This is a genomic window from Methylosinus sp. shoA, assembly GCF_059718125.1.
On record NZ_AP046091.1, the window covers coordinates 3,322,349 to 3,348,016 of the forward strand.

A 25,668-nucleotide genomic window follows, 5' to 3' on the forward strand; every position below is an offset into this window, starting at 1 on the left:
CAACTTCGGCTTCATTCGGCGCCTCGCTTGCGATAGATTCGCCGACGTGACGCCGAGCTTCGATCCCTCCAGACTCGCAGAGCTGCCTGCCGAACTACGCGCATTGTTCGAAGCTCAGCGCGCCATGCTCGAAGCCGAACGCATCCGCGCCGATCATGAGCTCGCCGCGCGCCTTCACACCGAGAGCGAGCTCGCAGCGTCGAAGGAGACGGTCGAACGTCTGCAATTGCTCGTCAAGGAATATGAACGCGCGCGTTTCGGCAAGCGTTCGGAGAAACTCGATCCCGATCAGTTACAGCTCGTTCTGGAAGATATCGAGATCGCCATTGCCGAAGTCCAGGAGCGGGAAGACGATCGCGCGCGCCGCTCGGGGCGCCCGGCGACCAGGGAGCGCGCCGCCCGCGCCGCGCGCGCCTTTCCTGCTCATCTGCCGCGCGTCGAGCGCGTGATCGAGCCAGAAAGCCTCGCCTGTCCCTGCGGCTGCGGCCTGATGGTTCGGATCGGCGAGGACCGCTCCAGCCGCCTCGACGTGACGCCGGCGCAATATCGCGTCATCGAGACCGTGCGGCCCCGCTACGCCTGTCCGACAGGATGCGCGGGCGTCGCCCAGGCGCCGGCTCCTGCGCATCTGATCGAGGGCGGCGTTCCCACCGAGGCGCTGCTGGCGCAAGTGGCGGTCGCCAAGTTCAGCGAGCACATGCCGCTCTACCGTCAATCGCAGGTCTTCGCGCGCCACAGGATCATGCTCGACCGCGCCGTTCTGGCCGATTGGATGGGAACGACGGCCTTCCACCTCGCGCCGATCGTCGAGCGCATGAGCGCGCTGATGAAGCTGTCCGGCCGTCTATTCATGGACGAGACTCGGGCGCCGGTTCTCGATCCCGGCCGCGGCCGGACGAAAACTGGCTATCTCTGGGCGGTTCTGCGCGACGACCGCGGGCACGGCGGCGCCGATCCGCCGATCGTGGTCTATCATTACGCGCCGGGTCGCAGCGGCGAGCACGCCGAGCGGATGCTCGAAGGATTCGACGGCGTTCTCCAGGTCGACGGCTATGGCGGCTATCATCGTCTGGCGCGCGCCGAGCGCAAAGGTGGCGCCCCACTGCGGCTCGCCTGGTGTTGGAGCCATGGCAGGCGCGAGATCATCGCCGCCACGCCGAAAGCGGGCTCGCCCATCGCCGAGGCGATCCTGGCGCGCATCGCCGCGCTCTATGCGATCGAGGCGGACATCCGGGGCAAAGAGGCGCCGATCCGGCAGAGCGTTCGCGCCGAGCGGTCGCGGCCTCTTGTCGTCGAGCTCGAAGAGTTTTTGCGCGCCAGGCCGCTCGCCTCTCCGGCCGCAGCGACATGGGCAAGGCGGTCGCCTATCTTCTGAATCATTGGGCCGGGCTGACCCTGTTCCTCGACGATGGACGCGTCGAGATGGACACCAACCTCGTCGAAAATCAGATTCGGCCGCTGACTCTCACGCGCAAGAATGCGTTATTCGCGGGGCACGATGAAGGTGGACGTTCCTGGTCACGTCTCGCTTCGCTCATTGCGACATGCAAGTTGAACAGCGTCGATCCCTATGCCTGGATGAAGGCGACGCTCGAGGCGATCGCCGATGGCCATCCGCAGTCGCGCATCGACGAGCTGATGCCCTGGGCCTTCAAATCCTCGTCGCCGACGCCAGCCGCCTGATCGCTCACCATTGCGCTGAACCAATCGCTGACAAAGCTTTGCGCCAAAGGCTTGCAATGCCTTGTCGCAACGAATTGCAAGCTATTCTTCCATTCCAGCGGCAATGGGACGACAACGGCGCTTACCTCCAAAACCAGTTGCGATTGGACCGCATCGTCCCCTTTGCTAGAACGACCCCGCGGCGCCGCCGAGCGGCGTGTCGGTTGCGATTGGACCGCATCGTCCCCTTTGCTAGAACTGGAGAGGGCCAAGGGGAAGCTCGAGATGCGTTGCGATTGGACCGCATCGTCCCCTTTGCTAGAACGGAGGCGGGAGATCATGCGTCTTCGCTATCGTTGCGATTGGACCGCATCGTCCCCTTTGCTAGAACCAATCTCGTCCAGGATGGAAGCGCTGGGGCGTTGCGATTGGACCGCATCGTCCCCTTTGCTAGAACACGATCGCAAGGCCATTGGCAAGCGCGCCAGTTGCGATTGGACCGCATCGTCCCCTTTGCTAGAACAAGCAAGATTGTCGCTCACCGGCGCACCTCGTTGCGATTGGACCGCATCGTCCCCTTTGCTAGAACTCGCGCGTCGTCGCGCATCGCGAACGGGATGGTTGCGATTGGACCGCATCGTCCCCTTTGCTAGAACGAGCGGCGGCATTTACGCCAATCAGACCACGTTGCGATTGGACCGCATCGTCCCCTTTGCTAGAACGTCTGGCCCGTGTAACCAGTGTCGATGGCAGTTGCGATTGGACCGCATCGTCCCCTTTGCTAGAACTCTCGTCACCATGCGCATAACGTGCGAGGGGTTGCGATTGGACCGCATCGTCCCCTTTGCTAGAACCAAGGCTGCGCTCGAGGGATGGCCGATCTAGTTGCGATTGGACCGCATCGTCCCCTTTGCTAGAACTCGATGGATTGGTGAATGTGCTGGACCACCGGTTGCGATTGGACCGCATCGTCCCCTTTGCTAGAACGCCTTTCCAATCCCATCCGTCAGTCCATTCGTTGCGATTGGACCGCATCGTCCCCTTTGCTAGAACCGATCCCATGAAGCGTCGCGTCGCATTGCAGTTGCGATTGGACCGCATCGTCCCCTTTGCTAGAACGTGCTCGCCGGACTCCTCGTAGTCCTGCACGTTGCGATTGGACCGCATCGTCCCCTTTGCTAGAACGAGTTCCCGAGCGCTTCGCCGACCGGCTGTGTTGCGATTGGACCGCATCGTCCCCTTTGCTAGAACCGGACATTTCCCTCGACTCCTCTGCTCCAATGTTGCGATTGGACCGCATCGTCCCCTTTGCTAGAACGTCGGCTTTGACCGATGCTTCGAGTTCGTTGTTGCGATTGGACCGCATCGTCCCCTTTGCTAGAACCCAAGCGCAGCTCGGCAACATTCAAGTCCAGGTTGCGATTGGACCGCATCGTCCCCTTTGCTAGAACCCTGTGGAGGAACAGGCGTTGTCGCGTAGCGTTGCGATTGGACCGCATCGTCCCCTTTGCTAGAACAATCCAGGCGACGATTCGCACAGTGTCATGGTTGCGATTGGACCGCATCGTCCCCTTTGCTAGAACATGCCCCTATCTACCACGAGGGGTGGGAGCGTTGCGATTGGACCGCATCGTCCCCTTTGCTAGAACCCGGGCCAAGATGGCCCGTCACATAGAATTGTTGCGATTGGACCGCATCGTCCCCTTTGCTAGAACTCAAATCGCAATTTCTTGCGAGTTACGCCAGTTGCGATTGGACCGCATCGTCCCCTTTGCTAGAACGACGCGCCGGACGGATTGACGCCGCAGCTCGTTGCGATTGGACCGCATCGTCCCCTTTGCTAGAACCGAGAGCATTTCTGATGACGGCATGACGCCGTTGCGATTGGACCGCATCGTCCCCTTTGCTAGAACCCGCCGACCAAATCACAGAGGCGGCGTGCGGTTGCGATTGGACCGCATCGTCCCCTTTGCTAGAACCTCATCTGGATTTTGTGCCAGTGATGCGGCGTTGCGATTGGACCGCATCGTCCCCTTTGCTAGAACGCGGCCGAGCGCGGTTCCCGACCCGCCCTCGTTGCGATTGGACCGCATCGTCCCCTTTGCTAGAACTCGTGAGACGATACTGCGCTTCTAGATCTAGTTGCGATTGGACCGCATCGTCCCCTTTGCTAGAACCGACGGGGCGATCAATACGCCGCGAGCCTCAGTTGCGATTGGACCGCATCGTCCCCTTTGCTAGAACGGGAAGCGCGTTTTCCACAAGCAGAGATCCGTTGCGATTGGACCGCATCGTCCCCTTTGCTAGAACCCTGTCGATTTTGTCCTATGGGTGCGCGCTGTTGCGATTGGACCGCATCGTCCCCTTTGCTAGAACGAAGAGCGGAAGGATTTTCAGCTCTTCAGTGTTGCGATTGGACCGCATCGTCCCCTTTGCTAGAACGAGCCGGCCGGGCGCGATCACGCAGACGCAGTTGCGATTGGACCGCATCGTCCCCTTTGCTAGAACGAAAATCATCGGCAATGCGTTCAACGTCGAGTTGCGATTGGACCGCATCGTCCCCTTTGCTAGAACGGCGGCCTCGTCGACGACCCAGGCCGTTCCGTTGCGATTGGACCGCATCGTCCCCTTTGCTAGAACCGTCTTCGCCGGCGCGAGCGCGGCGCCGACGTTGCGATTGGACCGCATCGTCCCCTTTGCTAGAACCGGCGCTCTCGTGGATTCCGATGCGGAAGCGTTGCGATTGGACCGCATCGTCCCCTTTGCTAGAACCGGCAGCGAGCGCAAGGCCGGCGACGTCTTGTTGCGATTGGACCGCATCGTCCCCTTTGCTAGAACGACGGGGCGATCAATACGCCGCGAGCCTCAGTTGCGATTGGACCGCATCGTCCCCTTTGCTAGAACGGCATACATAATCGTTTCGACCGTCATAACGTTGCGATTGGACCGCATCGTCCCCTTTGCTAGAACCGCCAAGAATAACTACCACACGATCTTCGCGTTGCGATTGGACCGCATCGTCCCCTTTGCTAGAACAACCTTGGAAAAAGCCCTTGATTTAAAGGGCTTTTTCCTGTTTTTCTGCAGGAAAAAAAGGGCCCTCGACGAAAAATCCGTGCATGATCGCCGATTTTTGCACGCCGTCAGAACAGGGTGAGCTGGTCCGGGCGTTCCGGCTTCGGCTCGTCGCGCCGGCCCCGGAACGAGAAAATATTCTGATATTGTTTGTCGGTGAAGAACAGGACATCGACCTTACCGTTCTTGGGCACCTTCTTGCCGATGCGGTTCGTGATCGCGAGCGCTTGTTCTTTTCCGCCGGTAAAGCGAATATAAACAGATAACTGCATCATAGTGAAGCCTTCGTCGAGAAGGAATTCGCGGAATTTTGTCGCCCGCCGGCGTTCGGCTTTTGTGAGAACGGGCAAATCGAACACGGCCATGACCCACATGATTCGATACCCCGATAGAACGCTCACGGTTCGTCTCCGGCCGGCTGCTCGGGCAACGGAACCAGCGGGGCCGGAAACGAGAGCTTCTTGCGTTCGTTCGTGAAAACTTGAGCGAGCGAGATCGCGAGCCTGGCGAGGCAATTGGTCAGCGGCGCGCGCCCTTCGCTCGTCGCATAGTCGCCATACAGCACATTTACGAGTTCGCGCTTTGCGGCGGCGTCCAATTCGCCGCGTCCTCCCTGCGCGAGCGCGCGCGCCGCGAAATCGACTGCTGGCCGGAACGGCTCCATCAGATCGTCCGCGAGCCGGAGCGCGTCGCCCCGGCTACGATGAAAGAGACCGAGCGAAGGATTGAGGCCCGCGGCCACGATCGCCCGCGCCGCGGCGGCTCGCAACACCGTGTAGCCGTAGTTGAGGAAGAGATTGACCTCGCCGCCGTCCCGATCCCGCCGAAATCCACGCCCGAACATCAGAGGAAAGTATTTTTGCGCGGCGAGCGCTTCCGCATTTCCCGGGTCGCCGGAGCGGACGCCGGCCTTCAGCCGTTTCAAAGCCTCTGCCTCGACGCCGAGTTTTTCGAGCGCGAGGGCCTGTGCTTCGATCTTCGCCGCGACGATTTCCGCCCAGAGGCGTTTGCGCATCGGGCGATCCGAATCCGCCTGCGCCTCCATCCGGTCGCCCTGAGCATGGTGGCCGTCGACGGGAAGCAGCCACATGACCGGTGTGAAGCGCTCGCCGCAAATGACGACGGGCGCGCCCCGCGCCGCGAGGGCGGCGAGAAGCTGCCCGGAATAGGATATGGCCGGCGTCGCCGCGACGACCGCCTCGATATCGTCGAGCGGCACACGGCCCAAAAGGCCGTCGGCGCAGGAAACGGCGAGAAAGCCGCGTTCGAGGGAGAGCTTTCGCCCTTCGCCGGAAATTTCGACGATGCGACGTAACATAATGACGCAACTCCGCGCCGTTTGAAAACACGACGGCGAGACGCAATCGGAAGCTGCTGGAAACGCGCCAGCGGGTGCTGGCGAAATGGCCCCGCCAGGATGAGGCGACGGGGCCATCTCGCAAGGGAGACGGTGCGATCCAATCGCAACACAGACGCATCGATACGAACGAACTTCGCTCTCGAGCCGCTGTAATTACCTGGGTTGATCCGCTACGCGTACTGGACCAATATCCAGACGACTGCCTGTCCTCGGTAAGGGGGCATGCGGTTGCCCTTCGCAATGGGGGCGGTGTGTCCCAGGAATCCTTCTGGCGACCAAACCCCGGATTCCGGACACACCTCTCCCGTGTGGCTTCGTTTACCAATCGGTTTTCGCATATCCTGCTCCTATTTGACGAAACGTCTGTACAAAATGACGCAATAAAGCGTTCGCGCGTTTCTTCAATCGCGTCAAGTTACGGAATTATACGCAACTTTCCCAACTCGTCCACGCTCACCCGTCTAGCGTTGCGCGTCCGCATTCCCCCGATATTCGCGAAGTCCCAACGGAATGGGTCGTCCGGATCGTCGTGGCGCTTCTGAAGTTCGCCGGCTTCATTGTGGCCGACGAGATAGACGATCCCGTTTGACGGCGACAGGCGCACCACTTTCTTGATCCGCCGCTCGCCGTCCTTGTCGTCGATCTCCACGAGATCGCCCTTGTGCAGTCGCATGACGAGCTTGCCGCCGATGCGGTCGCGCTCCCATTGCGGCCGCCAGCCCTTTTGATTCACCTCGAAAAGCGAGGCGGCGAAGCCTTTCCACACATGGCCGCCGTTCCCGTCTTTCAACGAGACGACATCCATGCACCAATTCTCGCCGGGCACGACCGCCTTATAGGGCTCGCCGTTGCGACGATCCTCGATTTCGACATTCGCGGCCTCGGGCTTCAGCAGTCGCACATGGCGGATGGGATTGCGCGGCTTGCCCGTTCGTTCCTGTTCGGCATGCGCTTCAGCCTGCGCGAAGGCGACCAGCGCCGCTTCGAGCTTCTCGCCCGAAGCTTGAACGGCGTCGCGTAGCGCGAGCAGCTTTTTGCGCAGATCGGGGTCGCGCACGCGCTCGATCTCCTTGGGCGTCAGCGCGGTCAGCGCCTTGCGGTAGACGAGATTGCCGATCTGGCGTTCGGCCTCGTCCCGCACGAGGCCATAGGCCGTGTCCTCGTGCAGCGCGCCGCCTTTGGCATGCTCCGGCTTGTGCGAGACGATCGTCTTGCGCACCAGCTCGCGAACGTCGTCGCGGAACGTCGGATAGGGATCGGGAATGTCGTCCGCGATCCGGCCGCGCTCCTCGCTCGATTCCGACTCTCCGGCGCGTTGCGCCAGTCTGTTGAGAATACTTCGCGAGATGCAGCCGATCGCCGCCGCGTCGACGGCGTGATGGCGGTGATCGTCGCGGTTCTTGCGATTGTCGCCGAGTATGGAATCGAGTCCCCACTTATGGCGCAGCAAGGAGGTGAGACTGCCGGTGACGACCCAGACATCGGGGGAGACGCATTCGAGATATTCCTTGGCGACGCGCGCGAGATGTTTCGTCTCGTTCAACTGCCGGTCTAGAAAATCGCGCTCGCGCGTGTCGAACCGCTCCATGGCGTCCGACGCGAAACGCCAGCGCTTGTTGTAAGGCAATTTCTCGGCGTTCGCCTCGATGGCGCTCCAATTGTTCCGGTAGCCGAAGGCTTCGTACGGCGTGCGATTGCGCTTCTCGCGATTCGCCTCGCGAAAGCAGACGACTTTGTTGGCCGCGCTATCATCGAGCGTTCTGGAGAAAGGCAAAATGTGATCGATCTCGATTTCTTCGGAGAACAATTGCTCGACGGAAATCTGTGCTCCCGAATAGGGGCAGAAAGAATATGCGCCGTCGCGTTGCTCCTCCCACAGCCTCAGCAACGTGCGATTGAGCCCGTTGTCCTCGACGCCGAGCTCGGCCAATTGTTTCTTGCGTCGGTCGTTCGCCGCGCGGTTCTCCCTGTTTTTCCTGTCGGCGTCATCCTTCTGCTTTTTGTTCAGCTTCAATTCCCGCGCAAGCTCGATGACGACTTCGTCCGGCTTGCCATAGGTTGCGATCAGCTTGTTGACGATGCGCCGCAATTGATTGAGGCCGATATGCACGGTGGGATTGGCGATGCGGCCGTAGCTTTTTTCCTCCCACGCCGGTCGCCGGCGGCGCCGCTCGGAAACGCTCATCTTCTTCCATCCCGGCTGCGCCTCTTCCGGCTCGCCCGTGCCGAAGGCGACATGCCGTTCGAGCACGCGCGCGTAATAAGGCAGCCGATCCAGCTTCTTCTCGGTCGAAAAATCAGAGTGATGATAGCCGGCGTTTTCCGCCGCTTTGGCATAAGTGATCACCGCGGCCTTCAATTCCGCGAGCACCTCGGCGTTGGCGGTCTTCCCGAGACGTCCATGTCCGTCCGGCAGGCTCATGCCGGCGACATTGCTCGCGGCTTCCGCGTCCAATCCGCATTCCGCTCTCAACCAAGCGATCAACGACTCTTCGTCTTCCTCGGTCAGGAGCCGCGCGACGATCTCGTCCTTGCGCTCCAAAGAGAGATTGCGCCAGACGTTTCCGAATGCCTTTTTCTTGGTAGAGCCGACGAGTCTCCTCGCTGTCTCGCAGCCTTCGATCTTCTCGTCGATCTCCTCGCGGCTGAACAGAATTTCGGAGTCGAGCTTGAGCGCCTTTCGAATCTGATCCCATGTCAGCGATTTGCCGCCGAGCAGTGTGGTGGCGAGCGGCTCGCGCTGCTCGAGCGTCAACTGTCGGTCGAGACGAAACCGCGGACCGAAGCGCAATTCGTTCAACTGCTGATAAATCCGTCGCGCCTGCACGGACGGCAGGGCGGCGGGCAGTCGCTCCTCCTGAGGGTTCAGCGTGCAGCGACCGGGCTTCGCGTCTTTCAACGGCCGTTGGTGAAAGATGGCCTCGGCGATCTTGTCTCTGACGTCCGGCGTCAGCCGCTGAGAGTTGAACGCCGCTTGGGTCGACCATAGCTTGTCGAACTCCCGCCTGACGAGGTCGCGGGTCGGATAGAATTCGTGCTCGGCTTTCGTTCCGACGCCCGCAAGTCGAAAACGCGCGTGGTTTCCCATTTTCAAGCGCCGGTGCAGAAACTCGCCGAGCGTGCGGCTTCCATCATGCTCGAGCTGCTCGGCCAAGCGCTTGGCCGCCTCCTTCAGGACGCCGCTTTCCTTGTCTTTCGTATCCGCCTTGCGGTTCGACTGAAAACCACGTCTCTGATTGAGATGAAACAGAGCCCTGCCCAATTCGAAGGGCTCAAGCTCGCGGTCGAGTCCGGCCGCGCGCAGGGCGTGGGGATCGAGCCGCTCGAGCCTCTTGCGCTCGCCCTCCTTCGCCGGCAACAGGCCATGTTCGATCAGGAGACGGATGAGCTTACGCTGACGTTGCAGATAACGATCACGTCGCCGGCGCGCCGCTTTGGGAACGCGCCGCTGCATGGCCAGCGACGAACCTGTCTGTGCGTCTCTGCCCGCAAGAATATTCGACGACGTGATCCGCGCACCGAGCGCTTTCACGCCGAAAATTTCCGTCGCCTTCCCTTGCCGCGTTTCGCCATTCGCGAGGGTGGTGGACCCGAGAAGGACAGCCCAACCGATCGAGTTTGTGCCGATGTCGAATGCGAAACGAAGAATCGAGCGGACGGACATGCAAAATCCATGCGGTCTGGGCAGTTCCCGAGGGGATGGTTGCAAACGAGTCTAGCCGTGTTAAGCTCTGGTTGTCTAGCAAAGGAGACGGTGCGGTCTCTTCGTTAACAAGAGGACAACCTCACCAAATCGCGGGCAGGCTCCGGTCTGCCCGTTTTGCTTGAAGCGCAGCTGGATTGGCACGCCTCGGGCGTTAGGATCCCTCGGAAAGAAGGCGGCTGTATAAGTATGAACGAGCGATTTTCAACTTTGAGCCGATCTCGCAAATTTGGACAGCAACCTGCGTAGCCGAGAGGATTTCTTACGAGAATCTCTCATTAAGCCGGCGGAGCGAGCAATTGATCCCGACAATTAACAATTAATTTCAATGATATAAGTATTCGCATCTTTGTCCCGACCGGCGCGCCCAACGGGAATCGAACCCGTGTTTTCGCCGTGAAAGGGCGACGTCCTAGGCCTCTAGACGATGGGCGCTGTCGCGGGCGGGCGCAGATATAGAGGGCTGTGCTCGGGCTGACAAGCCGCTATCCGGGTTCAGGACATATGAGACGAGGAGGGGTCCCGTCGTCGTCTGATGGCCTGGAGATACTCGAAGGGGGTTTGTCCGCCAAGGGCGTCATGAGGCCTGTGATGATTGAAGCGATGAGCGAAGGCGTCGACAAAGTGCTGGAGCTTGTCGAGGCGGGCGGGCAGATCGTAGGTGGCGTAGAACTCGTATCGCCAGCTCGCTTGAGCGCGCTCGACGCATCCGTCGAGATCGGGGCCGCTTGGGCGGCGGCACGAACAGCTCGACGCCGCGGGCGCGGCATTCCTCCTCCAAGACGGCTCTGAACTCGCCGCCATCGACCTGAATGCCGCGGACGAGAAAGGGCGCCTCGCGCAGGAGCTTTCGAGCAAGGCTTTGGCGCTGCTCGCGGAGGCTTCGTCTCTTTGCTCCTTCTCGAGCTACCGTCTCATATCTTTCTCACTCCGGACAGGTTCCCCCGTCATTGCTTCGCTTCGCTCGCAATGATGGTGTGGACGGCCCCGCCTCGAGGGCATCAGAGCGCCAAAGTGTGGCCGCCGGAGCGCCACAGAGAGGGAGGCCGTCCATGAAGGAGTTTAGCAGAATCGCCGTCGACCTTGGCAAAGGCTCATTTCAGATTCATGCGATCAAGAACGAAAGCGGAGATTGCGTATGTCGGAAACTATCTCGGTCGAAGTTCCGAGAATTCATCGCCGGCGCCAAGCCTTGTCTCGTCGCCATGGAAGCCTGCGGCTCGGCGCACTACTGGGGCCGCGAGCTCGCGGCGATGGGACATGAGGTGCGGCTGATCCCGCCGGTTTACGTCAAGCCCTATGTCAAGCGCGGCAAGAACGACGCCGCCGACGCCGCGGCCATCAGCGAGGCGGCGTCGCGCCCGGATATGCGCTTCGTTCCGGTCAAGAGCGCTCAGCAGCAGGCGACGCTCATGCTGCACGGCTCGCGCGAATTGCTGGTCAAGCAGCGCACCATGCTCGTCAATTCCTTGCGCGGCCATTTGTCGGAGTTCGGGATCGTCGCCGCCAAGGGCATAAGCCGTGTCGACGAGCTGATCGAGCGGGCGAGGCAGGACGCGACGCTTCCCGAGATCGCCAAGAGCTGCGTCGATATTTTCGCCGCGCAGATCGCCTCGCTGGACACATCGATCGAGGCGATCGAGGCAAAGATCGAGCAGGCCCTGGCCCAAGACGAAGTCGCGCGCCTGCTCGACGCGATCCCCGGCGTCGGCCCCATCATCGCCACGGCCGTCCGGTCGATCGTTCCCGATGGCCGCATCTTCGCGGCGGGACGAGACTTTTCGGCCTGGATGGGGTTGACCCCGCGGCAAAACTCCACCGGCGGCAAGGAAAAACTCGGCTCGATCACCAAGCAGGGCAACCGCTACCTGCGCAAGCTGCTCGTCGTGGGCTCGACCTCGCTGATCCGGGTCGCCGAGAAATACGAGGGCGAGCTGGCCGACTGGATCAACGCCTTGCGCGCCAGAAAGCCCGAGCGCTTCGTCTCGGTGGCGCTGGCCAACAAGCTCGGCAGGATCATCTGGGCGGTCATGACGACGGGCGAGGCCTTCCGCAAGGAGAAGTTCGCCAGGGCCCGAGCATAGCCCTCCCACCAGGGAGACGATGAAGGAGCTTCACTATTTCGAGCTTGGCGAACGCGAAAGAGACGTGATGAACGATTCGGTTGCAGCCGAAAGCCGAGGACACCCCGCCGCACGTCATGAGCGCAAAGCTCGTCGCAATGATCGGGACCATGGCGATCGGACCTCATCAGGGTCAGCGGACATTCGCTCCGCGCAAAAAGGCCGGACATATGACCGAAAGCCAGCCTCGTCGTTCAGATCAGAACTTTCCGCTTGCCATCAGGGGCCGTCCACATATGACGGGGGAGCTGCTCCTGGTTTTTGCGCGGATGCTCCGCTAGGCTCGCCCATGCGAGGAGAGCGGCTCATGCGACAGACCGACGCCGAAGAGAGTTTCGAGGATCGGGCGCGGCTCGACGCGCGCATCGCCTTCGCCGTCGCCACCTTCGGCTCGGCCTATGGGCTCGTCGCTCTGCTCGATCGCGTCGGCGCGCCCGAGCGGCTCGTGGCGCTGCTGTCGCCCTATTTCACCGTTCTCGCGCTCGCCTGCCTCGGATTTCTCCTGCATTCGATGCGCGTCTCCTTCTATTACGCCGCTTCCCGCGCCGCGCCCGCCTCTTATGCGGGCTTGGCGACGACGGCCATCATGATGGGCCTCGCCGCGCCCTTCGCCGCGCGTCTTTCCGGACAGTCCTCGCCGGCCGCGGTGGTCGCCGGCTTTCTGCTCGGGCTCGCGGCGATCGCGGCGGTCGTCGGGCCGCTGCTGCGCAAGACGGGCGCCTTCTCGCTGACCGAGCTGCTCGCCGCGCGCTTTTCGAGCGTCGAGCCGCGGCTCGGCATGATCGCCGTCGCCGCGGTCTCCTCGGCCATCGTCGCGCTCGCCGGCTATCAGACGGCGGTCGACGCGCTGGTCGGCTTCACCGGCTCGGGACGGCCCTTCGCCGCCTTTTTCATCGGCGCCGCCATTCTATTGATCGCGGGACCCGGCGGGGTCGGGGGCGTCGTCTGGAGCGCCTGCGCCGCCGCCGGCGTGATGCTCGCCGGTTTCGCCCTGCCGCAGGCGGCGCTGGTCGCGCAGGACGGAGCCGTCGCGCTGCCCCTGCTCGGCGACGAGGCGCTCTGGCGCGAGGCGGCGGCGTTGATCGAAAAATGGGGGCTCGCGGGCGCGGGCTCGGCCGCGGATTATGTGACGGCGCTCGGCCTCGCGCTCGGCGTCGCCACTCTGGCGCCGGCGCTGACCCCCGCGGTCGCCACCCGGGACGTTCCCGCCGCGCGGCGGGCGGGCGTCGCCGCGCTGTTCTGGACGCTCGTCGCCGCTTGTCTCGTCGCCGCGACCATCGCCGCCTCGGCGCTCGCTCTCTCCCGCGTCGCCGTCGGCCAGCCGCCCGAGCATCTGCCGGACGCGATCTATCAGGCGAGCGGACGCGGCCTCGTTCAGATCTGCGGCGCGCGCGCCGACCGTCCGGCGGCCGCCCGCACGGCCTGCCTCTCCCGCGATCTGCCGCCCGGCGCGCCGCTGCGGCCGCAGGACATGTCCGTCCGCGCGGAATATCTGATCGGCGGCCTGCCGCAGCTCGCCAAGCTCGGCGCCGCCTTCACCGGCCTCATCGCCTCGGGGCTCATCGCCGTCGGCCTCGTGCTCGCCGCCGCGAGCCTGCACGCCTGCGCCGCGGCCGTCGGCCATGACGCGTTCTACCGGCTGCGCGCGGAATCGGCGCTGACGAGCCGCCGTCTCGCCATCACGCGGCTCGCTCTGGTCGGCGTCACAGCGCTCGGCTCGGCGACGAGCGCCGCCAACGCCATCGACGCGCGCACGCTGGTCGGCCTCGCGCTCGCCGTCTCGGCTTCGGGGCTGTTTCCGCTGCTCGGCCTCGTGTTCTTCACGCGCGCGCAGGAGAAGGACGCGATGACGGCGCAATTGATCGGCGTCGCGACCATGGCGGGGACCTTATTCGTCGATCCCGGCCCGCCGGGCGTCGGAACGTTGGCCTGGGCGGGGTTCGCCGGCGCATTGGCCGGCCTTCTGGGGGGCGTGCTGACCGCGCGGCTCTGGTCGCGGGAGACGCCGGAGAGCGCGGCCTTCGTCACGCGCCTGCTCCGGGGCGACGGCAAGGTGCTGCGCGAGGACAAGGGCGCGTGACGGCCTCTACCCCCACAACGCCGGTTCGGGCGGGCGCACGACCGATCCTTCGAAGCGCAGCCCCGGCTCGCGGTCCTTCGCCAGCAGCAGCGGCCCGTCGAGATCGACGAAAGCGGCCTGCTGCGCGACGACGAGCGCCGGCGCCATGGCGAGCGAGGTGCCGACCATGCAGCCGGCCATGATCGCAAAGCCCATCCGGCGCGCCTCGGCGGCGAGGGCGAGCGCCTCGGTGAGGCCGCCGGTCTTGTCGAGCTTGATGTTGACCGCGTCATAGAGGCCGACGAGCGCGGCGAGGCCGGTGCGGTCGTGGACGCTCTCGTCGGCGCAGACGGGAACCGGACGGACGATCCGTGAGAGCGCGCGCTCCCCGCCCGCCGGCAGCGGCTGCTCGACGAGCCGCACGCCGGCGCGGGCGCAGGCTTCGAGATTCCGCTCGAGATCGGCCTCGGCCCAGGCTTCGTTGGCGTCGACGATCAGCTGGGCGCGCGGCGCTCCTTCGCGCACGGCGGCGATGCGCTCGATATCGCCGTCGCCGGCGAGCTTGACCTTCAACAGAGGGCGGTCGGCGGCCCTCGCGGCCGCGTCGCGCATCTCGGGGGGAGAGCCGACGGAGATCGTATAAGCGGTCACGAGCGGCCGCATCTCTTCGAGCCCGGCGCGGCGGAAAGCCGGAACCCCCGTGCGCTTCGCCTCGAGGTCCCACAGCGCGCAATCGGCGGCGTTGCGTGCGGCGCCGGCCGGCAGGAGCCGCGCCAGGGCGTCGCGGTCGGCGCCGGCCTCGAGCGCGGCGCGGACGCTCTCCAGCGCCGCGACCACGCTTTCGACGCTCTCGCCATAGCGGGCGTAGGGCACGCATTCGCCGCGTCCGATCGCGTCGCCGTCGCGCAGCGTCGCGGTGACGACGACCGCCTCGGTCTTCGCCCCGCGCGAGATCACGAAGCGCCCGGCGATGGGAAAGCGCTCCACCGCGATCGTCAGCTCTGCCGCCATTTCGATTTTTCCCGTTGAAACAAGCGCGGAAGCGCAGCAATGGCGACGCTCGCGCTCGACTTCGCCTGCGCTGGAAGTTAAGACGCGCGGGGACGGGCAGAAAGGGGGAGCGGACGTCTTTCGCTCTCGGGAAGGCCGAAACCTTTATGGACGCCACGCTCGAGCTCACCGCTCACGTCTCGTCGCGACGGGCAGGCCAGGCGATCTCGTTCTCGCTCGAGGGAGACTGGGTGCTCGCCGCCGCCGTGGATATCGAGCGCGCCGCGGCGACAATGGCGGCCGAGGGGCGCGAGGCGGCGCGCGCCGCGCTCGATCTCACTCGTCTCGCGCGTCTCGACACCGCCGGGGCCTGGGTGATCGGCCGCACGCTCGACGAGCTTTCTCGCGCCGGCGTCGAGGCGAAGGTCGAGGGCGCGCGGCCCGAGCACGAGATCTTGCTGCGCGAGGCGCATTTCCGTCGTTTCGAGCCGCAGGACCGACCGCGCGGCAGCCTTCTCGTCGACATTCTCGCCGATCTCGGCCGCTCCGTCGTCTCGGCCGGCCGCGACGCCTTCGCGGGCGCCGTGTTCCTCGGCGAATTCGTCGCCGTCACCGGACGGGCGGTGGCGATCGCGCGGCGCTTCCGCTTCACCTCCTTTGTCTATCACTTGGAGAATTTCGGCCTGCGCAGCGTGCCGATCATCGCGCTCATCAATCTTCTGGTCGGAGCGATCGTCGCGCAGCAGGGCATCTTCCAGCTGCGCCGATTCGGCGCCGCGTCCTATGCGGTCGATCTCATCGGCATTCTGGTGCTGCGCGAGCTCGGCGTGCTGTTGAGCTCCATCATGATCGCCGGCCGCTCGGGCTCGGCGATCACCGCCGAGCTCGGCTCGATGAAGATGCGCGAGGAGATCGACGCGCTGCGCGTGATGGGGCTCTCGCCGATGGACGCCCTGGTCACGCCGCGCATTCTGGCGCTGGTCGCGGCGCTGCCGCTGCTCACCTTCATCGCCGATATGTCGGCGCTGTTCGGCGGATTGCTCGTCTGCTGGGGCTATGAGGGAATCAGCCCGGTCGCCTATCTCGAATGGCTGCAGGCCGCGATCGGCCGCAACACATTCATGGTCGGCATCATAAAGGCGCCTTTCATGGCCTTCATCATCGGCGTCGTCAGCGCGATGGAAGGCATGTCGACGAGAGGCTCCGCCGAATCGCTCGGGCGTCACGTCACCGCCGCGGTGGTGAAGTCGATCTTCATGGTGATCGTCGTCGACGGCCTGTTCGCGATCTTCTTCGCCTCGATCAAATATTAGAGGCGCGCAATGTCCGATCTCTCCATCGACGCGCCCGCGGAGGGCGCAAAGGAAAAGCGGGAGGCGGTCGTGCGCGTGCGCGGCCTCGTCGTCGGCTTCGGCGAGCATCTCGTGATGAAGGGCCTCGATCTCGACGTCTATCGCGGGGAAGTGCTCGGCTTCGTCGGCGGCTCGGGGCAGGGCAAATCCGTGCTGACGCGCGCGATCCTCGGGCTCGTCGAAACGCGCGCCGGCCGCATCGAGCTGTTCGGCGCCGATCGCGACAGTCTCTCCGCGGCCGAGCGGCGCCGCCTCGAGCAGCGCTGGGGCGTGCTGTTCCAGAACGGCGCTCTCTTCTCGAGCCTCACCGTCAGGCAGAACATTCAGATGCCGATGCGCGAGAGCCGCAGGATCTCGCCGCGGCTGATGGACGAGCTGGCCATGCTCAAGCTCGATCTCGTCGGCCTGCCCGCGAGCGCGGCGGACAAGTTTCCGTCGGAATTGTCGGGCGGAATGGTCAAGCGCGCGGCCCTCGCGCGCGCGCTCGCGCTCGATCCCGAGCTTCTGTTCCTCGACGAGCCGACCTCCGGGCTCGATCCGATCGGCGCCGCCGATTTCGACGAGCTGATCTCGACCTTGCAGCGCACCCTGGGGCTCACCGTGTTCATGGTCACTCATGATCTCGACAGCCTCTATTCGGTCTGCGACCGCGTCGCCGCGCTCGCGGAGGGGAGAGTGATCGCCGCCGGGACCATGGATGAGATGCTGGCCTGCGATCATCCGTGGCTGCGCGCCTATTTTCACGGCGTGCGCGGCTCCCGACTGACGGGGGCGCCGCGCCGGCCGCAAGGCGAGACGCCGGGCGGCGAAACAAAGAAAGACGAGACATGGAAACCCGCGCCAATTACGCCCTGATCGGCGCCTTCACCATCGCCGTGGTGTTCGCGGCCTTCGGATTTGTCTACTGGTTCTCCGGGCCGAGCACGACCGCGCAATACAAGACCTATCAGATCGTCTTTTCCGGCTCGGTGTCCGGCCTCACGCGCGGCGGCGCGGTCGAGTTCGACGGGTTGAAGGTCGGCGAGGTGACGCAGCTCGCCATCTCGGAGGAGGACCCGAGCCGTGTCGACGTGCTGGTGAGCATCGACAAGAGGACGCCGATCAAGATCGACACCAGGGCGCGCCTCGAGCAGACGGGCTTCACCGGCGTCAAGACGGTGGCCCTCGTCGGCGGAACGCCGCGCGCGCCCGTTCTCGTCGCCGCGCCCGGCCAGCCCTATCCGCGCATAGAGGCGGAAAGCTCCGATCTCCAGAACATCATCGACAGCGTGCAGCGCCTCTCGAAGAAGGCGACAGAGGCGTTGGACAAGATCGACAAGCTGCTCGACGCCAATTCCTCCACCATCACCGAGACGTTGAAGAACGCCGAGACCTTCAGCAAGGCGCTCGCCGATAATTCCGAGGATATCGGCTCCGTCATGCGCAACATGGCGGCGATCGGCCGCTCGCTGAAGCCCATCCCCGAACGGCTCGACAGACTGCTCGCCGCGGTCGATCCGAAAAAGCTCTCCGGCATCGCGACCGACATCGCCGGCGCCTCGGCCAATCTGAAGAATTTTTCGTCGAGCGGGCTGAAGCAATATGAGCAGCTCGCCGTCGACGCGCGAAAGACATTGGAGACGGTGGAGCGCGCGGTGCGCTCGCTCGAGAAGAATCCGCAGCAGGTGATCTTCGGCGCAACGCCTTCGCTGCCCGAATACAAGGGACGATGAGGCGGCGGAGCAATCAGGCGAAGGTTCCCTCATATTGAGAGGCTTCCGAAGGGAGCCGTCTCGAAGCACGCCGAGACGTCCGCTCCGCGATCTGGATCTCGCCCTCATGCTTTAAGACGCCCGCTTCGCGGGCTCCTCAGCATGAGGGCGGCGACCGCGGTCCTTCACCCGATCGCCCTGGGTGAGGCGGCGGCTTCGCTTTGATCCGCGGCAGCGTTCGAGTAATCTCCCGAGTCGTGGGAAGGCGCGGCGTCGCGCCCGGTTTGGAGGAAGGGTGAATTCATGACGCCGTCGAAAGCGGCGCCCGCAGCGGTTCTGCTCGCGCTCGCTGTCGCCGCCTGCTCGGGCGCGCCGCAGCGCGAGAGCTTCGATCTTTCGAGCGCGCTCGGGGAGAGCGCCGCGGCGCGGCCCTTGCGCCGCACGCTGGCCATCGCCGAGCCGCATGCGATCCAGCCGATCGACTCCGAGCGCATCATCATCCGCACGGGCCCCAACGGGCTCGCCAATCTCGCCGAGGCGCAATGGGTCGATCGCCTGCCGCGGCTGGTGCAGGCGCGCCTCATCGCCGCTTTCGACAGGGGGCGCAAGACGGGCTTCGTCGTGCGGCCGGGGCAGGCGGCCGAACGCATTCTCTCGACCGACATCCGCCGTTTCGAGATCGATGTGACGAACGGCGAGGCGATGGTCGAGATCGCCGCCGAAATTCTCGACATGCGCGGCGCCGCGCTCGGGCCGGGGCGCATCTTCACGGCGCATGCTGCGGCGCCGCATTCGACGGGCGCCGCGGCGGTTCACGCGCTGGACGAGGCGCTGACGGACGTGCTGCGGCAGATCGTGCGCTGGACGGCCGAGCAGATCTGATTCACGCCCCGCCGGAAAGACTGGCGCGCGCTTCGCGCCGATGGTAGGTGAACGGCCGATGCGATGAGCGGCGATCGGTCGAGGCTTCGACCGCGTCAACCCGAAGAGACTAGAGATCATGGTGAAGACCAGCCTCGATGAGCAAGTGACCCGCTATGGCGCAGAGCCCGGGGGCGGCGCCCCGACCAAGGCGAAGATCACCTTCATCGACTCCCATGGCCAGGCCCGCACCGTCGAAGGCGAGACGGGCTCCACCGTGATGGAGACCGCGCGCCGCAACGATATTCCGGAAATACCCGCCGAATGCGGCGGAGCCTGCGCCTGCGCCACGTGTCATGTCTATGTCGACGAGGCCTGGGCGGAGAAGACCGGGAAGCCTTCGCAGATGGAGGAGGACATGCTGGACTTCGCCTTCGAGGTGAAGCCCAATTCGCGCCTCTGCTGCCAGATCACCGTGCGTCCCGAGCTCGACGGGCTCGTGGTGACGACGCCCTCCCAGCAGGGATGACCGTCGCGCCTTGAGCGCGACATCAGGAAGCGACGCTGCGACTCCCGCGGCGTTTTTCGTCACGGCTACGCGCGTCGCCGATGCGGCTGTCATGACGCCATCCGAAAGGCTCGCACAGTCTGGAAGCTCCCCGACTTGCGGCCAAGACGGTTGCATGACGGCGTGGATGCTATAGACGATGGGCGACGACCGATCGCAGACTCTGGCCGAAAGGCGTGCTCCTCCCGGCCGGCGAGCGGATCGAGAGCTGTGGCCTGCGCGGGATCGACCGGCGCCGCGACGGCGAGCCGAACGGGCTCGCTGCGGCGTATTTTCCGTCCTCGACGCAGATCGCATTTTCTTCAGAACGCGGCGAAGGACAGAAAATGAGCGAGATTATCGAAACCGACGCGCTGATCGTCGGCGCCGGCCCGGCCGGTCTGTTCGCGGTTTTCGAACTGGGCCTGTTGGACATCAGGGCGCATGTCGTCGACATTCTGCCGCGCGCCGGCGGGCAATGCTCCGAACTCTATCCGGAAAAGCCGATCTACGACATTCCCGGCCATCCGTTCGTTACCGGCCAGGGCTTGACCGACAATTTGCTCGAGCAGATCAAGCCCTTCAATCCGACCTTCCATTTCAACGAGATGGTCGAGGCGCTCACGCCCACCGGCACGCCCGAGGCGCCGTCCTTCGACGTGACGACCGACGCCGGCACGAAATTCAAGGCCAAGGTCGTCTTCGTCGCCGCAGGCGGCGGCTCGTTCCTGCCGAAGAAGCCGCCGATCGCCGGAATCGAGGCCTATGAGAACAAATCCGTCTTCTATGCCGTGCGCCGCATGGAGGATTTCCGCGACAAGCATGTGGTCATCGTCGGCGGCGGCGATTCGGCGCTCGATTGGACGCTGAACCTTCAGCCGATCGCCAAGAGTCTGACGCTGGTCCATCGGCGCGACCAGTTCCGCGCCGCGCCGCATTCGGTCAATGCGCTGCAGGAGCTGATCGCCGCCGAGAAGGTCTTGTTCCGCCTCGGCCAGATCACCGCCGTCGAGGGCGCCGACGGAGAGCTGAGCTCGGTGACGATCCGCGGCAACGACAATGTCGACACGGTGCTCTCGGCCCATCGCCTGATGCCTTTCTTCGGGCTGACGATGAAGCTCGGCCCGGTCGCGGATTGGGGGCTCAATCTCCACGAAAATCTCGTGCCGGTCGACACGGAGAAATTCGAGACCAATCATCCGGGCATTTTCGCCATCGGCGACATCAACACCTATCCGGGCAAGCTGAAGCTGATCCTGTGCGGCTTCCACGAGGCGGCGCTCGCCGCGCAGAAGGCGCATCGCTACGTCTTCCCGGACAAGAAGCTTCTGTTCCAATATACGACATCGTCGACCAATCTGCAGAAGAAGCTCGGCGTCTGAGCCGGGCTCGTCGCGCCGGTCGAGAAGGGGGAGGGAGCCCATGTCTTCGGAAAGCTGGAGCGCGGTCGACGCCTATATCGCCGAGCGCCTCGTCAAGGCCGATACGGCGCTCGAGGGGGCGCTCGCCGCCAACGCCGCAGCGGCTCTGCCCGCGATCGACGTCTCGGCGCCGCAGGGCAAGCTGCTGCAGCTCCTCGCGCGTTCGATCGGCGCGCGCAAGATCCTCGAGGTCGGCGCGCTCGGCGGCTATAGCACGATCTTCCTGGCGCGCGCCCTCGCCGAGGGCGGCCGCCTCGTGACGCTCGAGCTCGAGCAGGCGCATGCCGACGTCGCCGCCGCCAATCTCGAGCGGGCGGGGATTCGCGATCGCGTCGACATTCGCGTCGGCCCGGCGCTCGACACTCTGCCGAAGCTGGAGGCCGAAGGGGCAGGGCCTTTCGATCTCGCCTTCATCGACGCCGACAAGCCCAACAACGCCAATTATTTCCGTTGGGCGCTGACGCTCTCGCGACCGGGGAGCCTCATCATCGTCGACAATGTCGTGCGGGAAGGGACGGTGCTGGACGCAGAGGGCGACGCCTTCGCGCGCGGCGCCCGCGATCTGTTCGACTCCATGTCGGCGGAGCCGCGCGTCACGGCGACCGCCATTCAGACGGTCGGCTCCAAGGGCTGGGACGGTTTCGCCATCGCCCTGGTGAACGGCTAAAGAGGCGAGCCTCGAGGCTCGCAGCTCCCCGGACGGACGCGCGAGCCTCGACAGACTCGCGCTTCAGGCGTCCTCGAGCGCGCGGCGCGCGGCGGCGCCCTTGTGGATCGGCTCGCCGTCGGCGCCGAAGAAGAAGGCGTCGATCTGTTTGCCGCATTCGTCATAGCGCCATGCGATACGGGCGACGCCGAGGCCCTTGCGCAGGGTCGGCTTGCCGTCCGCGCCGAAATAGGCCTCCTCGACCTTGTTGCCGCGCTCGTCATAGCGCCGCGCGACGCGCGCCGCGCCGATGCTTTTTCGCTTCACCGGACGCCCATCGGCGCCGAAATAGGTCTCCAACACCTCGACCGGCCGGGTCGCGGGGGATGGCTCCCGCGCGGTCGCCGCACGCGCGGCTCTGCGAGCGGAGCGTCGCTCCTTGGCGGAAACTTCGTAATCCATGACGCTGCTGCCTTTCGGCGAACCCTCGACGCCGATCCGCGGTCTCGCGCTATCGAAGCGCAGTTCACACCGTCCGGATCTCACGGGGTCTTCGATATGGGGATTGCGCCTTCTGCCCGAACGACGGGGGAAGAAGGCGCGCTAAGGCGCAGCCTTCGGCCGCAATCAGGCGAGCCGCGACGGCGGCGCCCGAGCCCCCAGAGGCAGAACCTCCCGGCGGGGGAGGATCGTCGTCTCGCCCGGCGGCGAGATCAGGATCGCATATTGGGCGACCGGCGTCTCATAGCCGGCGGCGGCCGCGACGGCGGCGCTGTCCAGGCCCGAGCAATGCTGCAGGCAGCAGGAGTCTGTTCCGTGCGAGGCGGGGCGCGGCGCTTGCGACCGATTGTCGACGGCGGCGCGCGCCGTCACGCAGACGGCGCTCCCCAAGGCTCCCTGACCGGCTCGCGCGCCGATCGAGACGCCCAGGGCGATGCCTTGCAGAACGAACAGATAGGCGACGAGCAGCGTCGCCGCCGTCTGTCCGTATTGCCAGGATTTGTCGCTCTGCTGGGTCACGATCCTATCAAGATAGGCGGCGGCGCGTCGGTGGTCAATGGAGCGGGCGCGCCGTTCCTCGCGGCGAGACCGGCGCGCGAGGGGTCATTTCGGACGTCTGCCCGCGACGACATAGGGCAGGACGAGCGCGGCCTCGGGGTCGGGCAGATGCAGGAGCAAGGTCTGGCAGGTCGTCAGATCGAAGGCGCTGTCGGGCAGGCAGGCGGCGGGCGTCCGCCGTCAGCGCCGCGACGCGCTCGCCGCCATGGGCGCGCCGCCGTTCGAGATAGTCGGCGACATGCCGCGGCTCGCGGTCGAATGCGGACGGGTCGTGTCGTGCATGCGGATCCCCATAACGAAACGGTCGCCCACGCGAGCGGGCGTCTCATGCGCTGTTTCGACGGGGGATCGATCACATGCGCGTTTCGATAGCACGGGCCTGCGCGGAGATCGAGCTTGCGGCGCGACGTCTCGCCGCGCGGCGATAAAACTCGAATTGCGAAGGCCGCCCGACTGTTCTATTCCTAGCGATAGGAACGAGGTCCGCCAATGGCTGAAATCCTGACCCATGCGCAGATTTGGGCGGCGCTCGACTCTCTCGGCGAGCGCTACGGCCTCACGCCGTCGGGCCTCGCGCGCAAGGCCGGGCTCGATCCGACTACGTTCAACCGCTCCAAGCGCCAGACGGCGGACGGCCATCTGCGCTGGCCCTCGACCGAATCGATCGCCAAAGTTCTGCAGGCGACCGGCGCGAGCCTCGACGAATTCATGACCCTCGTCGCCTCCAAGGGCGCGCGGACGACGCGCAGCTCGCGGCCGCTGATCGGCCTCGCCCAGGCCGGGGTCGGCGGCTTCTTCGACGACGCGGGCTTCGCCATTGGCGCGGGCTGGGAGGAGATCGACGTGCTCGCCGACGCCGACGAGCATTCCTACGCTTTGGAGATCTCCGGCGATTCGATGGCTCCGCTCTATCGCGACGGCGATATCGTCATCGTGTCGCCCTCGGCGCCGGTGCGGCGCGGCGACCGCGTGGTGGTGAAGACGGCCTCGGGCGAGATCCTCGCCAAGGAGCTGAAGCGCCAGACCGCCAAGACCGTCGAGCTCAAGTCCTTCAACCCCGCCTTTCCCGACCGCGTGCTGCAGAAGGAGGAGGTGAGCTGGATGGCGCGCATCCTCTGGGCGAGCCAATGAGCGCGCCGAAGGCGCGCGCTCGTCATTTTCCCTCGGCGCCGGCACGCTAGATTGCGTGCGACGCCGACCCCGTTTCGACAAGCGATCAAGGAGCGCCGATGTCTCTCGCCAAACGCAACGCCGTCGTCACAGGCTCGACCAGCGGCATAGGCCTCGCCTGCGCCCGCGCCCTCGCGAAGGAGGGCGCCGATGTCGTCATCAACGGCTTCGGCGATCCGGCCGAGATCGAGAAGGAGCGCGCCGAGATCGCGGAGAAGTTCGGCGTGACGGCGATCTACGACGGCGCCGACATGACGAAGCCGGAGGAGATCGGTGCGATGATTTCGCGCGCCGAGCAGACGCTCGGCTCCGTCGACATTCTCGTCAACAACGCCGGCATCCAATTCGTCTCGCCGATCGAGGAGTTTCCGATCGAGAAATGGAATCAGATCCTCGCGATCAATCTCTCGGCCTCCTTCCACACGATCCGCGCCGCGACGCCCGGCATGAAGGCGCGGCGCTGGGGACGCATCGTCAACATGGCGTCGGCGCATTCGCTCGTCGCCTCGCCGTTCAAGGCGGCCTATGTCGCCGCCAAGCACGGACTCGCCGGCCTCAACAAGGTGGTCGCGCTGGAGCTCGCGACGTTCGGCGTCACCGCCAATTGCATCTCGCCCGGCTATGTGTGGACGCCGCTCGTCGAGCGGCAGATTCCCGACACGATGAAGGCGCGCAATCTGACGCGCGAGCAGGTGATAGGCGACGTGCTGCTGCAGGCCCAGCCGACGAAGCAGTTCGTCACCGTCGAGCAGATCGCGGCGCTCGTGGTGTTCCTGTGCTCGGACGCCGCCGCGCAGATCACCGGCTCGAATATTTCCGTCGACGGCGGCTGGACGGCGGCCTGATGCGCAAGAAGGTCACGCTCGCGCTGCAGGGCGGAGGCGCGCATGGCGCCTTCACTTGGGGCGTGCTCGATTCCTTCCTGGAGGACGGGCGGCTCGAGGTCATGGGGATCAGCGGCGCGAGCGCGGGCGCGATGAACGCGATCGTCTATGCGGATGGATTGCGCGAGGGCGGGCCGGAGCGCGCCCGCGCGCAGCTCGCCGAGTTCTGGCGCACGATCAGCGTCGACGGCGAGATGAGCCAAGTGCAGCGCGATCTCTGCGACATCGTGTTCGGCTTCATCGACCCCTTCAAGCTGCGCGGCAAGCTGACGCAGAACGCGGCCGCCTATTTCTCGCCTTACGAGTTCAATCCGCTCGACATCAATCCGCTGCGCGACGTGATCGCCCAGCTCGTCGATTTCGATGGACTGCGCGCGACCGACGATCTGAAACTGTTCGTCTCGGCGACCAATGTGCGCACCGGCAAGGTGCGCATTTTCCGTCGACCGGAGCTCACCATCGACATGCTGATGGCCTCGGCCTGCCTGCCGACCCTGTTCAAGGCGGTGGAGGTCGACGGCGAGGCCTATTGGGACGGCGGCTATATGGGCAATCCCGCGCTGTTCCCGCTCTACACCGAGACGGAGTGCCGCGATATCATATTGGTGCAAATCAATCCGATCGAGCGGGACAATGTGCCGCGAACTTCGAGCGGCATCATGGACCGCCTCAACGAGATCACCTTCAACGCGTCGCTCCTGCACGAGTTCCGCGCGATCGATTTCGTCGCGCGGCTGATCGACGCCGGGCGGCTGAAGGGCACGCACTACAAGAAGGTGCTGCTGCATCTCGTCGAAGGCGGGGCGGAGATGAAGCGCTACGGCGCCGACACCAAGCTCGACGCCGATTATGATTTTCTGCGCTCTCTGTTCGACATCGGGCGAAAGGCGGGGCGGCAGTTCCTCGACGAGCATTTCGATGCGCTCGGCGTCGAAGGCACGCTGCAATTGAAGGAGGAGCTCGTCTGACGGCGTGCTTCGCTCGGCGGCGGAAAGGCGCAGGCGGCAAAGAACGGCCACAATTCTCGATTTTGTGATAGCGCGTCCGGAGGATCTGCCGGCGAGC

The 25,668-nt window shown here is 64.8% G+C and carries 20 protein-coding genes, 1 tRNA gene, 1 pseudogene and 1 CRISPR repeat array; of the genes and pseudogenes, 14 read left to right on the top strand and 8 right to left on the bottom strand.

Features of this window, described 5'->3' with window-relative positions; all coding sequences use genetic code 11:
* Window positions 1-124: 124 nt before the first annotated feature.
* Together tnpC and AC6IW9_RS15360 are read left to right on the top strand one after the other, a co-directional pair.
* A pseudogene (gene tnpC, locus AC6IW9_RS15355) lies at window positions 125-1,452 on the top strand (IS66 family transposase); the annotation flags it as partial.
* 126 nt (window positions 1,453-1,578) lie between these two features.
* Entirely contained in the window at window positions 1,579-1,683 is a 105-nt protein-coding gene (locus tag AC6IW9_RS15360) for a transposase domain-containing protein (protein WP_497772537.1), read from the top strand.
* A 136-nt stretch (window positions 1,684-1,819) separates the two neighbouring features.
* A CRISPR array of direct repeats spans window positions 1,820-4,698; the repeat unit is 36 nt; unit sequence GTTGCGATTGGACCGCATCGTCCCCTTTGCTAGAAC.
* A gap of 107 nt (window positions 4,699-4,805) precedes the next feature.
* On the opposite strand, the gene cas2 is transcribed toward AC6IW9_RS15360, so the two are convergent.
* From cas2 to AC6IW9_RS15385, 5 genes are all read right to left on the bottom strand, one after another.
* Window positions 4,806-5,102, bottom strand: coding sequence for a CRISPR-associated endonuclease Cas2 (gene cas2 / locus AC6IW9_RS15365; RefSeq protein ID WP_244613538.1), 297 nt, complete (start codon window positions 5,100-5,102; stop codon window positions 4,806-4,808).
* Between the two features lie 32 nt (window positions 5,103-5,134).
* Window positions 5,135-6,055 carry a type II CRISPR-associated endonuclease Cas1 gene (cas1, locus tag AC6IW9_RS15370; protein WP_497764838.1) on the bottom strand — a complete coding sequence of 307 codons (921 nt, stop codon included), beginning with the start codon at window positions 6,053-6,055 and terminating at the stop codon, window positions 5,135-5,137.
* Window positions 6,056-6,512: 457 nt separating this feature from the next.
* Complete coding sequence (gene cas9 / locus AC6IW9_RS15375) at window positions 6,513-9,761, bottom strand: type II CRISPR RNA-guided endonuclease Cas9 (RefSeq protein ID WP_497764839.1); 3,249 nt, start codon at window positions 9,759-9,761, stop codon at window positions 6,513-6,515.
* A 401-nt stretch (window positions 9,762-10,162) separates the two neighbouring features.
* Window positions 10,163-10,235 (bottom strand) — tRNA-Glu (locus AC6IW9_RS15380).
* 60 nt (window positions 10,236-10,295) lie between these two features.
* Window positions 10,296-10,604, bottom strand: a complete 309-nt coding sequence (locus AC6IW9_RS15385; protein ID WP_497764841.1) for an integrase core domain-containing protein — start codon at window positions 10,602-10,604, stop codon at window positions 10,296-10,298.
* A 248-nt stretch (window positions 10,605-10,852) separates the two neighbouring features.
* Here AC6IW9_RS15385 and AC6IW9_RS15390 point away from each other — a divergent pair, with 248 nt between their 5' ends.
* Window positions 10,853-11,884: an IS110 family RNA-guided transposase gene (locus AC6IW9_RS15390; RefSeq protein WP_497764843.1), complete on the top strand. Its 1,032-nt coding sequence runs from the start codon at window positions 10,853-10,855 to the stop codon at window positions 11,882-11,884.
* A gap of 346 nt (window positions 11,885-12,230) precedes the next feature.
* The gene (locus AC6IW9_RS15395; RefSeq protein WP_497764845.1) at window positions 12,231-14,003 is read left to right on the top strand and encodes a symporter-like protein; all 1,773 of its coding nucleotides are present in this window, start codon (window positions 12,231-12,233) and stop codon (window positions 14,001-14,003) included.
* A 6-nt stretch (window positions 14,004-14,009) separates the two neighbouring features.
* On the opposite strand, the gene dgcA is transcribed toward AC6IW9_RS15395, so the two are convergent.
* A complete protein-coding gene (gene dgcA, locus AC6IW9_RS15400) occupies window positions 14,010-14,993 on the bottom strand; it encodes an N-acetyl-D-Glu racemase DgcA (protein WP_497764846.1) in 984 nt (327 codons plus the stop codon).
* Between the two features lie 146 nt (window positions 14,994-15,139).
* On the opposite strand from dgcA, the gene AC6IW9_RS15405 reads away from it, so the two are divergent.
* The 7 genes from AC6IW9_RS15405 to AC6IW9_RS15435 all read left to right on the top strand — a co-directional run bounded on the left by AC6IW9_RS15405 (window position 15,140) and on the right by AC6IW9_RS15435 (window position 21,511).
* Window positions 15,140-16,285 carry an MlaE family ABC transporter permease gene (locus tag AC6IW9_RS15405; RefSeq protein WP_497772538.1) on the top strand — a complete coding sequence of 382 codons (1,146 nt, stop codon included), beginning with the start codon at window positions 15,140-15,142 and terminating at the stop codon, window positions 16,283-16,285.
* 9 nt (window positions 16,286-16,294) lie between these two features.
* Window positions 16,295-17,179 carry an ABC transporter ATP-binding protein gene (locus AC6IW9_RS15410; RefSeq protein ID WP_497764847.1) on the top strand — a complete coding sequence of 295 codons (885 nt, stop codon included), beginning with the start codon at window positions 16,295-16,297 and terminating at the stop codon, window positions 17,177-17,179.
* Complete coding sequence (locus AC6IW9_RS15415; protein WP_497764849.1) at window positions 17,152-18,036, top strand: MlaD family protein; 885 nt, start codon at window positions 17,152-17,154, stop codon at window positions 18,034-18,036. Before AC6IW9_RS15410 ends, AC6IW9_RS15415 begins: the two co-directional genes overlap by 28 nt.
* 282 nt (window positions 18,037-18,318) lie before the next feature.
* Window positions 18,319-18,897 (top strand): ABC-type transport auxiliary lipoprotein family protein, encoded by a 579-nt coding sequence (locus tag AC6IW9_RS15420; RefSeq protein ID WP_497764850.1) that lies wholly within the window; start codon window positions 18,319-18,321, stop codon window positions 18,895-18,897.
* A 118-nt stretch (window positions 18,898-19,015) separates the two neighbouring features.
* Window positions 19,016-19,405 carry a 2Fe-2S iron-sulfur cluster-binding protein gene (locus AC6IW9_RS15425; protein WP_497764851.1) on the top strand — a complete coding sequence of 130 codons (390 nt, stop codon included), beginning with the start codon at window positions 19,016-19,018 and terminating at the stop codon, window positions 19,403-19,405.
* Between the two features lie 365 nt (window positions 19,406-19,770).
* Complete coding sequence (locus AC6IW9_RS15430) at window positions 19,771-20,805, top strand: NAD(P)/FAD-dependent oxidoreductase (protein WP_497764852.1); 1,035 nt, start codon at window positions 19,771-19,773, stop codon at window positions 20,803-20,805.
* Window positions 20,806-20,845: 40 nt separating this feature from the next.
* Window positions 20,846-21,511 carry an O-methyltransferase gene (locus AC6IW9_RS15435; protein ID WP_497764854.1) on the top strand — a complete coding sequence of 222 codons (666 nt, stop codon included), beginning with the start codon at window positions 20,846-20,848 and terminating at the stop codon, window positions 21,509-21,511.
* A gap of 63 nt (window positions 21,512-21,574) precedes the next feature.
* Here the strand turns inward: AC6IW9_RS15435 and AC6IW9_RS15440 are convergent, their stop codons facing one another.
* Both AC6IW9_RS15440 and AC6IW9_RS15445 read right to left on the bottom strand, forming a co-directional pair.
* Window positions 21,575-21,952, bottom strand: a complete 378-nt coding sequence (locus AC6IW9_RS15440; RefSeq protein ID WP_497764856.1) for a hypothetical protein — start codon at window positions 21,950-21,952, stop codon at window positions 21,575-21,577.
* Between the two features lie 165 nt (window positions 21,953-22,117).
* The gene (locus AC6IW9_RS15445; protein ID WP_497764857.1) at window positions 22,118-22,510 is read right to left on the bottom strand and encodes a DUF2946 family protein; all 393 of its coding nucleotides are present in this window, start codon (window positions 22,508-22,510) and stop codon (window positions 22,118-22,120) included.
* A gap of 528 nt (window positions 22,511-23,038) precedes the next feature.
* On the opposite strand from AC6IW9_RS15445, the gene AC6IW9_RS15450 reads away from it, so the two are divergent.
* The 3 genes from AC6IW9_RS15450 to AC6IW9_RS15460 all read left to right on the top strand — a co-directional run bounded on the left by AC6IW9_RS15450 (window position 23,039) and on the right by AC6IW9_RS15460 (window position 25,571).
* On the top strand, window positions 23,039-23,680 hold the full coding sequence (locus AC6IW9_RS15450; RefSeq protein ID WP_497764858.1) for a S24 family peptidase: 642 nt from the start codon (window positions 23,039-23,041) through the stop codon (window positions 23,678-23,680).
* A gap of 98 nt (window positions 23,681-23,778) precedes the next feature.
* Window positions 23,779-24,564, top strand: coding sequence for a 3-hydroxybutyrate dehydrogenase (locus AC6IW9_RS15455; protein WP_497764861.1), 786 nt, complete (start codon window positions 23,779-23,781; stop codon window positions 24,562-24,564).
* Window positions 24,564-25,571 carry a patatin-like phospholipase family protein gene (locus tag AC6IW9_RS15460; protein WP_497764864.1) on the top strand — a complete coding sequence of 336 codons (1,008 nt, stop codon included), beginning with the start codon at window positions 24,564-24,566 and terminating at the stop codon, window positions 25,569-25,571. Before AC6IW9_RS15455 ends, AC6IW9_RS15460 begins: the two co-directional genes overlap by 1 nt.
* Window positions 25,572-25,668 lie beyond the last annotated feature (97 nt).